11 protein-coding genes are annotated in these 13,318 nt (G+C 61.0%); 4 read left to right on the forward strand and 7 right to left on the reverse strand.

Annotation, left to right across the window (positions count from 1 at the left end; translation table 11 throughout):
* The first annotated feature begins 40 nt into the window (after positions 1–40).
* From P3T17_RS09520 to P3T17_RS09530, 3 genes are all read left to right on the forward strand, one after another.
* Positions 41–2,764: an MGH1-like glycoside hydrolase domain-containing protein gene (locus tag P3T17_RS09520; RefSeq protein WP_429406232.1), complete on the forward strand. Its 2,724-nt coding sequence runs from the start codon at positions 41–43 to the stop codon at positions 2,762–2,764.
* Positions 2,765–2,923: 159 nt separating this feature from the next.
* Positions 2,924–4,510 carry a glucose-6-phosphate dehydrogenase gene (gene zwf, locus P3T17_RS09525; RefSeq protein WP_074267128.1) on the forward strand — a complete coding sequence of 529 codons (1,587 nt, stop codon included), beginning with the start codon at positions 2,924–2,926 and terminating at the stop codon, positions 4,508–4,510.
* Positions 4,511–4,726: 216 nt separating this feature from the next.
* Positions 4,727–5,482 (forward strand): ROK family protein, encoded by a 756-nt coding sequence (locus P3T17_RS09530; protein WP_074269280.1) that lies wholly within the window; start codon positions 4,727–4,729, stop codon positions 5,480–5,482.
* 80 nt (positions 5,483–5,562) lie between these two features.
* On the opposite strand, the gene P3T17_RS09535 is transcribed toward P3T17_RS09530, so the two are convergent.
* The 3 genes from P3T17_RS09535 to P3T17_RS09545 all read right to left on the reverse strand — a co-directional run bounded on the left by P3T17_RS09535 (position 5,563) and on the right by P3T17_RS09545 (position 8,351).
* Positions 5,563–6,558, reverse strand: coding sequence for an aldo/keto reductase (locus P3T17_RS09535; protein WP_074267129.1), 996 nt, complete (start codon positions 6,556–6,558; stop codon positions 5,563–5,565).
* A 56-nt stretch (positions 6,559–6,614) separates the two neighbouring features.
* Complete coding sequence (locus P3T17_RS09540) at positions 6,615–7,829, reverse strand: MFS transporter (protein WP_429406235.1); 1,215 nt, start codon at positions 7,827–7,829, stop codon at positions 6,615–6,617.
* Between the two features lie 216 nt (positions 7,830–8,045).
* On the reverse strand, positions 8,046–8,351 hold the full coding sequence (locus P3T17_RS09545; RefSeq protein ID WP_074267131.1) for a HigA family addiction module antitoxin: 306 nt from the start codon (positions 8,349–8,351) through the stop codon (positions 8,046–8,048).
* A 244-nt stretch (positions 8,352–8,595) separates the two neighbouring features.
* Here P3T17_RS09545 and P3T17_RS09550 point away from each other — a divergent pair, with 244 nt between their 5' ends.
* Positions 8,596–9,462 carry a ProQ/FinO family protein gene (locus P3T17_RS09550; protein WP_429406237.1) on the forward strand — a complete coding sequence of 289 codons (867 nt, stop codon included), beginning with the start codon at positions 8,596–8,598 and terminating at the stop codon, positions 9,460–9,462.
* A gap of 33 nt (positions 9,463–9,495) precedes the next feature.
* Here P3T17_RS09550 and P3T17_RS09555 read toward each other — a convergent pair whose 3' ends face one another.
* The 4 genes from P3T17_RS09555 to P3T17_RS09570 form a co-directional block, all read right to left on the reverse strand.
* Complete coding sequence (locus tag P3T17_RS09555) at positions 9,496–9,969, reverse strand: GNAT family N-acetyltransferase (protein ID WP_429406238.1); 474 nt, start codon at positions 9,967–9,969, stop codon at positions 9,496–9,498.
* Between the two features lie 33 nt (positions 9,970–10,002).
* Entirely contained in the window at positions 10,003–10,983 is a 981-nt protein-coding gene (locus P3T17_RS09560; protein WP_429287262.1) for a CPBP family intramembrane glutamic endopeptidase, read from the reverse strand.
* Between the two features lie 203 nt (positions 10,984–11,186).
* Positions 11,187–12,596 (reverse strand): sugar porter family MFS transporter, encoded by a 1,410-nt coding sequence (locus P3T17_RS09565; RefSeq protein WP_074267135.1) that lies wholly within the window; start codon positions 12,594–12,596, stop codon positions 11,187–11,189.
* A 188-nt stretch (positions 12,597–12,784) separates the two neighbouring features.
* Positions 12,785–13,306, reverse strand: a complete 522-nt coding sequence (locus tag P3T17_RS09570) for a hypothetical protein (RefSeq protein ID WP_429287260.1) — start codon at positions 13,304–13,306, stop codon at positions 12,785–12,787.
* Between the last annotated feature and the right edge of the window lie 12 nt (positions 13,307–13,318).

Below are 13,318 nucleotides of genomic sequence, written 5' to 3' on the forward strand. Positions count from 1 at the left end.
TGAGTCCCACCGCCAAGCTCGAAAAGCAAGGGACCGCTCCATGCCGCCGCTGCGTGCCGCCAATCTGCTCGCAACCATCGAAGGCACCCGCCTGCACTCAAGGGAATGCGCCCGCTGGCAGCGCTGGGGGCCCTATCTGAGCGAGCGCCAGTGGGGCACCGTGCGCGAGGACTACAGCCCGAACGGCACCGCATGGGACTATTTTCCCCACGACCATGCCCGCAGCCGCGCTTATCGCTGGGGCGAGGACGGCATTGCCGGCTTCGGCGACGACAAGCTGAACTGGTGCGTCTCGCTGGCGCTCTGGAATCGCCAGGATCCGATCATCAAGGAACGCCTGTTCGGCCTCACCAACTCGCAGGGCAATCACGGCGAGGACGTCAAGGAACTGTATTTCTACCTCGACGGCACGCCCACCCACTCTTATATGCGGATGCTGTACAAGTATCCGCACGCTGCGTATCCGTATGACGATCTGGTGCAGGAGAACGCGCGGCGCGGCGCCGATATGCCCGAATACGAGGTGCTCGATACCGGCGCATTCGACGACAACTGCTATTTCGACGTGCAGGTCGAATACGCGAAGCACACGCCCGAAGACATCGTGATGCGGGTCACGGTCGAAAACCGTGCCGACAAGTCTGCCCCGCTAGATGTGCTGCCGCAGATCTGGGCGCGAAATACGTGGTCGTGGAAAGAAACGAAGGACCGTCCATCACTTTCGAAGCAAACAGCGAACGGCGCAACGTCTCTGCTGGGGCGCCAGCCGGGACATGATCCGTTTGTGGTGACCGCGTGGTCGAAAGACGCGCCTGAACTGACGTGGCTGTTCTGCGAGAACGACACCAACGTCAAACGCCTCTTCAATATGGACGGCGCGGGTCCGTTCAAGGACGGCGTCAACGATTACCTCGTGCATGGCGACGCGCAAGCGGTACGGTCCGACACCGGCACCAAGGCAGCGGCCCACGTGCCGCTCGAACTCCCGCCCTACGGCCGCGCGGTGATTTATATGCGCTGGCGTCCCGAGTCCGCACCGGATGACGTGCCGCTCGATGTCGACGCGCTGTTTGCTCGCCGTCTTGCCGAAGCCGACGGGTTTTATGCGGCGTTGCAGCATGAAATCCACGATCCCGACGCGCGGCTCGTGCAGCGGCAGGCGCTCGCCGGCATGCTGTGGTCGAAGCAGTATTACCAGTTCGACGTCCAGCGCTGGCTGGATGGCGATCCGGCGCAGCCCACGCCTGACGCAAATCGCAAGCGCGGCCGCAACGCCGACTGGCGTCACCTGTGCAATGCGGACATCGTCTCGATGCCCGACAAGTGGGAGTACCCGTGGTACGCATCCTGGGATCTCGCCTTCCATGCCGCGGCCTTTGCGCTCATCGATCCTGAGTTCGCCAAGCGGCAGTTGCTATTGCTGGTCAAGGACCGTTATCAGCATCCCAACGGACAGTTGCCGGCCTACGAGTGGGCCTTGGGCGACGCCAATCCGCCGGTGCACGCATGGGCCGCGTGGCGCGTCTATGAAATCGACCGGGCGCTGATGGGCAAAGGCGATCGCGATTTCCTCGAGTTGGTGTTCCACAAACTGCTGCTGAATTTCTCGTGGTGGGTGAACCGCAAGGACGCCGACGGCCGCAATATTTTCCAGGGTGGCTTTCTTGGGCTGGACAACGTCGGCATCTTCGATCGCTCGTCGCCGCTGCCGACCGGCGGTCACATCGATCAGGCCGACGGTACCGCGTGGATGGCGGCGTATGCGCTCGATCTGATGCGCATCGCGCTGGAACTGGCTTTTGCCAATCACGTGTTCGTCGATATCGGCGTGAAGTTCTTCGAACACTTCCTGTATATCGCCGAGGCAGTCAGTTGCGACGACGACTGCGAGACCGGCTTGTGGGACAGCGCCGACGAATTCTTCTACGACAAGCTGAGACTGCCCGACGGCACCAGCGAGCCGATGCGGGTGCGTTCGATCGTCGGTCTGATCCCGCTGTTTGCGGTGCATGTGCTCGAGGAGCGCCTGCACGGCAGTCTACCCGGGTTGCGGGAGCGACTGTTCTGGTTCCTCGAGCACCGTCCCGATCTGGCCAAACTGGTGTCGCGCTGGGATGAAACTGGCAAGGGCAACACCCTGCTGCTGTCGCTGCTGCGCGGACACCGGATGAAGGCGTTGTTGCGGCGTGCCCTCGACGAATCAGAATTTCTTTCCGATCACGGCGTGCGGGCACTCTCGCGGGTACACCGCGACGAGCCGTTCGTCTTCAGACACAACGGCGACAGCTTTTGCGTTAAATATCTGCCGGCCGAATCGGACTCGCGTGTATTCGGCGGCAATTCGAACTGGCGCGGACCGGTCTGGATGCCAGTCAACTACCTGCTGATCGAGTCGCTGTACGAGTTTCACCGCTACTACGGCGACGATTTCCGCGTGGAGTTTCCGACCGGTTCCGGCCAGAAGTTCTCGTTGCGCGAAATCGCCGATCAGCTCGCACGGCGTGCCACTACGCTATTTCTCAAGGACAGCAACGGCGAGCGTCCGGTGATGGGCGCGTATCCGCTGCTGCAGGCCGACCCGCGTTCGAGCGATCTCGTGCTGTTCCACGAATACTTTCACGGCGACAATGGCCGGGGCGTCGGCGCTTCGCACCAGACCGGCTGGAGCGGGCTCGTTGCGTTGCTGCTGCAGCCGCGTATGGCGGGCGAGACGGGCGAAGTGCCGGCCACAACGGACGCCGAGGCTGCCTTGGTCACCAAGTAGGTTCTGCAGCAAAACGAAGGGGGAGGGCAGGGTTAAGCGTATTACAGTCACCCTGCAGACAGACGATTCGTAACTGATTTTGAACTGTGCGGCGGCGGCCCTGGTCTTTCTTCTATTGCCACGTCTGTTCCACTGGCTTACTTCGATCAAGTGAACCCTATGTCGACTCCTTCGAATGCACCTGATTCAAGTTCCTCCTCTGCGGGCGCGCAGTCTTCCACTCCTACCGTACCGGCAGGCAAACATCCGGCGCCGCCGTGCACCCTCGTGATCTTCGGTGCAGGCGGCGATCTCACCAAACGCCTGCTGATGCCCGCGCTGTACAACCTGACTGTAGACGGCCTGCTGGATCCGCAGATGAAGATCATCGGCGTGAATCACGGCCAGGTCGAAACCAGCGCGTGGCGCGACGATCTGTACAAGGCATTGCAGCAGTTTGCTGCCGACAAGGCCAGCACCTTCCACACCTCGAAGCTCGACGACAAGGCGTGGAGTTCGCTGGCGCAGCGCCTCGAATATATGGCGGGCGAATTCGAAAGCGACGACACGTTTTCCGCCCTGAAACAGAAGCTCGAAAACACGCCTGGCGGCAACGTAGTGTTTTACCTCGCCGTCAGTTCGCGCTTCTTCAAGCCGATTGTCGAGCACCTCGGTAAAGCTGGCCTGCTCAAGGAAGGCGACGACGGCAAAGGCTTCCGTCGCATTGTGATCGAGAAGCCGTTCGGTACGGATCTTGCGTCGGCTCGCGATCTGAATGAACATATCCTGAGTAATGCGAAGGAAGAGCAGGTCTATCGTATCGACCACTTTCTCGGCAAGGACACCGTGCAGAGCATCATGGCCGTGCGCTTCGCGAATGCCTTGTTCGAACCGATCTGGCGGCGCGAGTACATCGACTGCGTGCAGATCACGGCGTCCGAGACGATCGGCGTGGAAGGGCGTGGCTCGTTCTACGAACAGACCGGCGCGTTTCGCGACATGTTGCCGAACCATCTGTTCCAACTGCTCGGCATGGTGGCCATGGAGCCGCCCAATTCCTTCGACGCCGAAGCAGTGCGCGACAAGAAAGCCGATATTTTCGACGCTATCCAGCCTGTAAAACCGGATGACGTGGTCTTCGGACAGTACGAGAAGGGACCGGCAGGGCCGGGCTATCGGCAGGAGCCTGATGTGGCGCCCGACAGCCAGACGGAGACGTATGCCGCGGCGCGCGTGCTCATCGAAAACTGGCGCTGGTCCGGCGTGCCGTTCTATCTGCGTACCGGCAAGCGGCTTGCGGCGCGTCGCACGGAGATATCGGTGCAACTGAAGACGGTGCCGTTCCGGCTGTTTCGCGACACTCCTGTGGATGCGCTGACGCCTAACGTGCTGACCTTGCGCATCGATCCGACGCATGGCACGAGTTTCGATTTCAACGTGAAGGCGCCGGGGCCAATCATGCAGATGGGCGCTGTGCAGTCGTCCTTTAACTACGGCGACTTTTTCGATGAACAGCCGAACGTCGGCTACGAAACGCTGTTGTACGACTGCATGCTCGGCGACGAGACGCTGTTTCAGCGTGCCGACAGCATCGAAACGAGCTGGGCCGCGGTGGACGACGTGTTGCATCCGAAGGGCAGTCCGCTTCCAGTGCACGGCTACCCCGCGGGCAGTCAGGGTCCGGCCGAGTCGGATGCGCTGCTGGCGCGCAGCGGCCATGCATGGCGGCCTTTAAGCAAGGACAAGGACGCGGACGCGAAGAAGTAAGGCTCAACATCACACTAACAGGGGACCACCGTGGCGACACGTAAGACCAACGTCAAAGGTAACGTCAAGAGCAGCACCGGCAGCACCGGCAGCACCGTTAAAACCGCTGCTAAACGTGCGGCGAAGAAGACCGCGGTGAAAGCCGCGGCTAAGCCCGCTGCCAGGACTGCGGCCAAACCCGCGGCTAAAAGTGCCGTCAGGCACGGCGGAGGGTACATCCTCTCCATCGATGTGGGCGGTACCGGTCTGAAGGCCGCGATCATCGACACGCACGGCAAGATGGTTACCGAGCGTCTGCGCGTGGCGACGCCGCATCCTTGCACGCCAGATCAACTCGTCGATACGCTGGTGAAGCTGGTCGAGCCGCTGATTGCAGAGCATGCCCCTTCGCGCATCTCGATTGGCTTTCCGGGTTTCGTGCGTAACAACCGGGTGCTCACGGCACCGCATTTCGGCGACGAAGGCTGGCACGACATTCCGCTTGCGGATTCGCTGGCCAAGCGGCTCGGCGGCTTGCCGGTGCGCATGATCAACGACGCCGAGGTGCAGGGCTTTGCAGCAATCGAAGGTCATGGCATCGAGTTCGTGCTGACGCTTGGCACGGGTGCGGGCACGGCGCTGTTTCGCGACGGTGAACTGATGCCGCACCTTGAGCTTGCGCATCACCCGGTCAGCAAGAACCGCGCATACGACGAATATATCGGCGACGCAGCGCGCATGCAGGCGGGCAACAAACGCTGGAATCACCGCGTGGAGAAAGTGATCGGGATTCTGGCTTCGCTCGTGAACTACGACAAGCTGTGGATAGGCGGCGGCAACGCCGCGCGCCTGAACTTCAAGCTGCCCGCGAATGTGGCGGTTGTGTCCAACGATGCGGGTATCGAAGGCGGGGCCAAGCTCTGGCATCCGCGCTCATTGCGTGATACACGGCAGTTGCCGGAAGCGACCCAGCGTACCGGCATTTTCGAGTAATCGATGTGCGAGATGCGATTGCCGGTTGGCAATCGCATCGCCGCTTATGCGCTTTAGGACCTTTAGGCCACTTTGGCCGTTTAGCGTGCCGCGTCACCCCAACGATATTCGTGCGTCACATCGTCAAGTTGCGCTTTCAGTTCGGCATTCAGTGTTAGATCTATCGCGCTGAGTGTGTCCGTCAATTGATCAGGATTGCTTGCGCCGATGATCGCCGATGTGATGTGCGGATTCGCAAGCACCCAGGCGAGCGACGCTTTCGTCAGCGACACGCCGGCGTCCGCTGCGATGCCCTTCAGCTTTTCGATGGTGTCGAATTCGCGCTTATGCCAGTAGCGTTCCTGATACGTCGCCCCCGCTTTGCCCACCGTTTCGGTGAAGCGGCCGGCCTCAGGCTGCGCATCGTGGCGGTGCTTGCCGGTCAGCAGGCCGCCTGCCAGCGGGTTATACGGAATCACCGCCAGCTGTTCCTCTCCGCAGAGCGGTAGCAACTCGCGTTCGATCTGCCGGAACAGCAGGTTGTAACGCGGCTGAACGGAGACGAAGCGCGCCACACGCAGCACATCCGCGCGTCCCAATGCGCGCGCCAGCCGGTAAGCCAGAAAGTTCGATACGCCCACGTAGCGCGCCTTGCCCGAGCGCACGATGATGTCGAGTGCTTCCAGCGTTTCGTCGAGCGGCGTTTCGTGATCGTCGGAGTGCAGCTGGTACAGGTCGACGTAGTCGGTGCCGAGGCGTCGAAGAGACGTGTCGATGGCATCGAGCAGGTGCTTGCGCGACGCACCTTGATCCCATGACGACGGCCCAACCTTGCCCACTGCTTTAGTGGCAAGGATGAAGCGATCGCGCTTTCCCCTCAGCCAGCGGCCGACGATCTCTTCGGTGCGTCCCGCGAGATCTTCGCCGCCGCCCAGCGGATAGACGTCCGCGGTATCGATGAAGTTGACGCCGGCTTCCGCGGCCTTGTCGAGGATGCGGTGCGAGACCGCCTCTTCGGTTTGCAAGCCGAATGTCATCGTGCCAAGACATAGACGTGAAACGCTCAGGCCAGTGCGGCCGAATTTACGGTATTGCATGGTGGACTCCGCGAGAGGAACAGGTTGCCGGTTGCGTGAAACAAAAAGCATAGCGCTTATCGGCAATCTGCGTCCGCGGCGGCGGCAAGCCCGGCAACCTGCGGCTGCTTGCTAAAACGTAAGGCTACAGCCGCAAGGCAAGCCGCCGCGACGCAGCCAAGCACGATGAAGACATCGCTGGTGGACAGCAGACTCGTCAGTACGGCACCCACGCATGGCGCGACGAATTGCACGAACATGCCCGCGGATTGCAGTGCGGCACTGGCGCTCGCCACCTCATCTGCGAGACGCCGGGCGATAAACAGCCGGCACTCAACCCTGAAGCGCGCACTCATGAGGCCGGTCGCGAAGAACGCGAGCGCGAGCAGCCATTCGGCCGGACGCAACGGCAACCGGAAGATGCCGCCAATGGCGATGAACACGGCACACGACACGAACGCTGGCGCAAGCAGTGGTCCGAGGCCGGCCCGCTCGGCATTGCGTCCCATGGGCAGCAGACTGCCGAGCATGCCGCCTAGCGCAGCACAAGAGACCACAATGCCGAGCGCCGATTTGTCGAACCCCTGGTTTCTTAGCATGAGCGGAAACTGATTGTTGACGGCCGCCGCCAGCGCGAAGTAAATGCCGGTGCAAAGCAGCAGCGGCAGGATGGCACCGGTCCAGCGCGTACGCGGTGCAGCCTTTGCGTCAGGTGCAGCGGCAACGGGTAGCACGGCCTTAGCGGCCGGCGCGGCCAGCAGCATCATCACGATGGCTGCGGCGATGAACACGATCGAGACGAGCATCGTGTGATTGTCGCCGGCCCATGCGCCGACGATTCCACCGGCAGCGGGTGCGCAGATCTTCGCCATGCTTTGAGCCAGACTGAGTAAGCGGAACGCGCGGCTTTGCTGCGCCTCGTCGACACTGGTGGTGACATACACGGTTTCGGCAGGATCGGTGAAGCCGAGGGCCGCCGACTTGAACGCGACCACCAGCAGAAAGGCGACGAAGTGGCCGACCCAAAGCAGGGCGGCTGTTGTGCCGAGCGTGATCGCCAATGCGCCGACAAGGACACGTGTGCTGGCATAGCGGTCGCAAACCTGGCTGATGATCCGCGTGAGCAGAATGGGCGGCACCAGCAATGCGGCACTCAGGATCACCAGATCGAATGGGGTCGCGTTGAATCGATAGGTTGCGATGTTCAGTATCGCGAGAAAGTTAATCCATCCACCGAAGCTGGCAAAGAAACTGCCGATCAGAAACATATGGAAGCGGCGATTACCGGACATGTTCATCCTTAATGCATCCTGGTTCTGGATGTCGTAGCGTTTCGATCGCGCGACGGCAGGACGCAACAACGCCTTCGATGCGAGTCGAATAATTAAATAAGGAATGCTAAAAAGGCAGGGCGAAACAATGCGAACCTTTGATGATTCAAAGGTTCAACACTTGCTAACGGGTATGACGGCTAACGCGGATCTTACCGATCGTCGATGCGCCGGCGCCTAGAACAACGCCGGCTGTTGGGCGTTCACCATGGGTACGACGTTGAGTTCGTCGAGCCGCAGGCGCGCCTTCGCGAGATCGTGAAGCACTTGCCTTTGCAACCAGGTTTCCGCGCCGCCGCCGAACGCCTTGTCGAGGCGCAGGGCCATCTCCGGTGAGATACCTGCCTTGCCGCTCAACAGATTCGTTAAAGCCTGGCGACTGACGCCCAGAACCAGCGCACCTTCGGTGACGGTCAAATTGAACCGCTCGAGGCAGTTCTGCCGGACAGTGACGCCGGGATGGATGAATTCTGAATCGGCCATGGACCGAACAATATCGATGAATTGATTGCTCGTCAACTGACAAGCGCTTCTTGTCATGCGGGTCTTTGAGCATTCACGGCGCGTGTTTGAGAATGTATTTACCGCTGCCGATGAAAAATCTGCGGCACGTTGCTTGCTGAAAACGGAACTCAGGCATCCCGCATGGCGAAGCGCCGGAAGTGCACATATCGCTTTCCGGTCTAGCTGCTACAATCCACGCATTTTCCTCGTCGTAGACTGCATCATGGGCTTTGAACAACTCGCGGCACTGAAAGAACAGCTGGCGAAACAGGCTGAAGAGAAACGCGCAGCCAGGCACGCAAAGCACGCCAGGCCGGCGAGGCCAGCGAAGCCGGCTGAGGCAGCAAAGCAGGCCGCGGTAGCGAAGCACGCTAACGGGGGCCGTAACACGCCCGACGCGGCGCGCACCGCACCTGAGCAAAAAGCGGCCGCACATAAGTCATCTGCACCGAAGCAGTCCGCGCAGAAATCGCCGGCGCAAAAGTCAAAGCCGGTAGATCCGGTGGTGCTCTCTATCGGCAAGCTTCAGAAGCGATTCCCGAAGGCGTTCCCCAAAAATCCGGCTCCGAAGGTGCCGCTCAAGGTAGGCATCTTCAAGGATCTGCTCGAGCACTCCGAAGAACTCGGCTTAAACGAAGCGGCTTTGCGCGACGCCATCAAGGTGTGGTGCTGGGGTAGCCGTTACTGGGCATGCGTCACCGAAAACGCCATGCGCGTCGACCTGAACGGTCAGGATGCCGGTCAGGTGCTGCCGGCGGAAGCCGCGCGTGCGCGCGGCTTGCAGGCCAAGCGGCAAAAAGCCAGGAACGCTGCGCAAGGCGCTTCCGCTCCGCAGGGTGCGGCGGCTGCGCAAGAAGGCGCGGTTCAGCAGGAGAGTGGCGCGCCGGAACAAGGCGCGGTTCAGCAAGACGGTAGTGCGTCGGAACAAGGCGCGGCTCCGCAAGACAGCGCAGCCTCGCAACAAGATGCAGCTCCGCAAGAGGCTGCGGTTCAGCAGGCTAACAACGCTGAGCAAAACGTCTCCGCTCAACCGGACCACTCCGCCGCTCAGGAAGGCAGCGCAGCCCCGCAAGGCAGCGCCGTCGAATAAGCGCGCGTCGCCATCGCGCCCTTGTCGTGCCTGCTATCGGGCGGGCAACGGTCGCGATGCAGACAGGAACAGCGCCATCGGCGTGCTCGTACTTAACTGAGTCTTGTCGTCCACCCGCGTGAAGCCCATCGCACTGTAGAACTCCACCGCGTTGGGCGCTGCATTGACCCTCACATAGGGCCGCTCGTTGCGGGCCACACACTGTCTGATCGCTTCCTCAATCAGGCTTCGACCGATGCCGCGCCGATGGTCACTCGGCTCCACAAATAGACTGCACAGATTCCAGAAATTCTTGACCAGCACCGCGCCGGCAATGCGCCCGTCCACGACGCATTTCAGGTGTACGCATTGGTGTGCATGATCGAACGCCCAGTGCATATTTGCGAGAACGTTGGTGATCACGGCGGCCATCTCGTCCGCTTCAATCCGGACACTCGTCCGGATGGTTCTCAACATCATCGACGCTAGCGCGGCTTCGTCGCTGGACTGGACTGCTTCTATTTTCATTCGGTGTCCACTGGAAACCTGTTGAGCGCGACGTTAGCGGATAGCGGTGCGCGCCGGCTTCCAGCCGCTGCCGCGGAATGGCGATGTAGTTCGGCGTCCCCACCATAACCAGATCAACACCGCGGTGATAAGGAGCATTGGGAAGATCAGCAGGCTGCCCTCCGGACCGGTTTTGCCGCCGCTCATCAGGATGTTGCCGAGCGGATGCGCCGTAAAGAGCCGGGTATCTACCAGCGTGCCACTATCGGATGTGCCGTAGAAGTACGACTCACCCCAGTCCCACGCCGCATGAAACCCGATTGCCCAGAATAGCGATCCTGTGTACCAGAGACTCAGGCAGATCACGATCCCGAAGCCGCCGGCGGAGATCAGTCCGATGGGCGTCTCTCCGGGATTGGAGCCATGCAAACCGCCGAACAGGATCGAGAGCAGCAGCACGCCCCACCAGAAGCCGATGCCTCGCGTCAGCGTGTATTGCAGATATCCGCGCAAGGTCGACTCTTCGAAGATCCCGACCAGCAGAAAGAAGCCGGCCCATGCGACCGCGCGCGTCCAGACTGTTACACCGTGGTCCGTGGGCGGGTCGAGCACCAGCAGATGCATTTGCACGAGGACAAGCACCATCAGACTGATTGCGCCGAATCCGCACAGGAGGCCGCCTCCGAAACGCGTCCAGGCGGCGGAATCCCGCAAGCCAAAAGACAGCATTGAGCGTCGCTCGATGGCCGCCACTACGGCCAATGCAGCTATCAGGCCGGCAAGCTGAAACGTCTCGCCTAGATAGGCAACCGGCAGAGTAAACAGGGTGATGGGGTGGTGATGGTGCCCGAAATGCGCCCGCACCGCGGCAATGCCGAAGACGACCGCCACAAACGTCGCGATAAAAACCGCGACGCCCCAGCCGGCCCGCATTCCGTTGCGACCGGTGAATACCCAGCGCACTCTTCGTTTGAAGCGGCTTCCGCGTGTTGCGCTCTTTGTTTGTTCTTCAGGCTGCGTGAGTGAGTCGTCCAAGAAGGCCTCCGTTCGAATGACGACGAGGGAATGCGCGAACCGTGCTTTCCGTTGTTATGCTTTTTCGATAGCACGACGGCCTCAAGGATGTCTGGCGTATAACGCTCGTCGAGCTAAGCGCATTACTTTAACTTCGTTTCATGCGCTCGCCAACGTTGTAAAAAATCATCTCTTTCGGGCGGGGCGACGCGGCTGCAACACCCTTACTCTCCGAGCTTGCGCAACGCCCGCCCATCCATCAGATTTCGTTCGATCTGCTCGAGCGAAACGCCCTTCGTTTCCGGCACGAGCCATAGCGTCAGGAATATAAATGCAGCGTTCATTACCGCGTACAGCCAGAACGTTTGTGCATGACCCAGCGTGTTAAGCAAGGTGAGGAACGTTGCGCCGGCAATCGTGTTGGCCACCCAGTTGACGAAGGTCGAAGCTGCGATGCCGAAATCGCGACCCTTCATAGGCTGGATTTCCGCGCAGAGAATCCAGATCATCGGTCCCGCCGACATCGCGAAGCCCGCGATAAACACCAGCAACATCACCACCGCCGCGATCTGGCTAGCGCCGCTCGTCACGCCTATATGCAGTAGTGCGCCGAGCGTAGCGAGCGCAAGTGCCATCACGGTGAAGCCGGTGTAGAGAATCGGCTTGCGGCCCCAGCGGTCCACCAGACCAATAGCGATAAAGGTTGCCGCCACGTTCACAGCGCCCACGATTACCGTGCCCCACAGCTGGTCGTGCGAGGTGCCGTAGCCGGCGAGCCCGAAAATGCGCGGTGCGTAATACATCACCACGTTGATGCCGGTCAATTGCTGCATTACCTGCAGCATGATGCCGAGCCCCACAGTACGACGAAAGTTCGGATTGCTACGGAATAGTCCCCATCCCTGGAATTCTACTTTGAGCTGATCTGCGATCTCGCTCATTTCGGTTTCTATGCTCTTGCGGTCGCTGCGCAGCTTTTCCAGCACGCGCTCAGCTTCCTCGTTGCGGCCACGGCTCATCAGCCAGCGCGGGCTGCGCGGCAGGAACAGCAAACCGAATAGCAAGGCGAGCGCCGGAAAGGCGATCACGCCGAGCATCCAGCGCCAGTCTCCTGTGCCGCTAAAGGCGGTGTTGGAGAGGAAAGCCGCCAGAATGCCGACTGTCACCATCAACTGATGCAGGGAGATCATGGCGCCGCGCATGGTACGGGGAGCGATTTCGGACAGATAAAGCGGTGCGGTAAAAGAAGCGATCCCGACTGCTACGCCAAGAAAAACGCGTCCGGTAATCAGCATCTCCGGGCTCCATGCGAATGCGCACACGCCCGACGCGCAAGCGAACAACGCTGCGCCGATCATCAACGAGTATTTGCGGCCGATGGCTTTGGCCATCCACCCTGAGCCGAGCGCGCCGAGCGCCGCACCGACCATCATCGAACTGACAATCCATTCCTGCATCTGGTCGCCGACATGAAACTGTCGCGCGATAAACGGCAATGCGCCTGAGATCACGCCGATATCGAGGCCAAACAATAAGCCGGCCAGCGCGGCGATTACGCTGGTCAGCACGACGTGAAAGCGGTTATGCGGGTGCGCAGCGGCGTTCGCTGCCAGCCCATGAGGTGTGGCGGACATGGCTTTTCCTTTTAAGAGGCCAGCGGTACGCCATGGGATGCCTGTGCAGATAGCGCGCAAACGTAGAAGTGCGCGATCTGCGGCTACGCGCTTCTCTCATGGCGGACTGCGGCGCGGCTTGTTTTCTTCAGGGGACATAGCATCCGCCGTGCCCGATCCAGCCATCCGTCCACCGTGCGCAAGGGTCTTTAAACCAGCAGTGAAATGATTCCCCCGATGGTGAGTCCGGCCGCCAGCCATCTGCCCGCAGTGTAGAAAGGGTTGTGATTGTCCTGCGATTGATCGGGGCGCTCCAGCCCCAAGGTGCCGTAGGTAAACGATTTGAGCGGCGAGGCGTTGGTGGTGCCGCCGGAGGTGTCACTATTGCCAGCGGTGCCGGTTGTGCTGGCGTCGCTGGTGCTGTCCGTTGCGCTGGGGTCGCTAGCCGAGTCAGCGTTACTGGCGTCTGTCGTGCCGCCCGCAGTGTTTGACGGCGCTGCGCTCTGCGTCGTCGCGTCGCTCTGGGTGCTGCTCGCGTCCTGCGCGGCAATCGCGGCGCCTTCTGGCGAGATGGTAACGGCCGAGTCCTGGCTCGGACTCGCAGCGGTCGAGCTAACCGATGTCGTTGGCACATCGCTGGTGGCAGACACCGGGGGCGAGTTCGATGCTGTGCTCCCGCTGGCACCCGTTTGCGTCAGCGTAGATGACGCCGCGGCGTTGCTAACTTGCATGGCAATCCTTTC

This window comes from Paraburkholderia sp. GAS82 (assembly GCF_050436285.1).
Lineage (GTDB): Bacteria > Pseudomonadota > Gammaproteobacteria > Burkholderiales > Burkholderiaceae > Paraburkholderia > Paraburkholderia phenazinium_B.

Coding starts and splice junctions, on each gene's coding strand:
- zwf (WP_074267128.1), top strand. CDS start 2,924: ATGTCGACTCCTTCGAATGCACCTGATTCAAGTTCCTCCTCTGCGGGC.
- P3T17_RS09555 (WP_429406238.1), bottom strand. CDS start 9,969: ATGAAAATAGAAGCAGTCCAGTCCAGCGACGAAGCCGCGCTAGCGTCG.
- P3T17_RS09535 (WP_074267129.1), bottom strand. CDS start 6,558: ATGCAATACCGTAAATTCGGCCGCACTGGCCTGAGCGTTTCACGTCTA.
- P3T17_RS09550 (WP_429406237.1), top strand. CDS start 8,596: ATGGGCTTTGAACAACTCGCGGCACTGAAAGAACAGCTGGCGAAACAG.
- P3T17_RS09540 (WP_429406235.1), bottom strand. CDS start 7,829: ATGTCCGGTAATCGCCGCTTCCATATGTTTCTGATCGGCAGTTTCTTT.
- P3T17_RS09520 (WP_429406232.1), top strand. CDS start 41: ATGCCGCCGCTGCGTGCCGCCAATCTGCTCGCAACCATCGAAGGCACC.
- P3T17_RS09545 (WP_074267131.1), bottom strand. CDS start 8,351: ATGGCCGATTCAGAATTCATCCATCCCGGCGTCACTGTCCGGCAGAAC.
- P3T17_RS09570 (WP_429287260.1), bottom strand. CDS start 13,306: ATGCAAGTTAGCAACGCCGCGGCGTCATCTACGCTGACGCAAACGGGT.
- P3T17_RS09565 (WP_074267135.1), bottom strand. CDS start 12,596: ATGTCCGCCACACCTCATGGGCTGGCAGCGAACGCCGCTGCGCACCCG.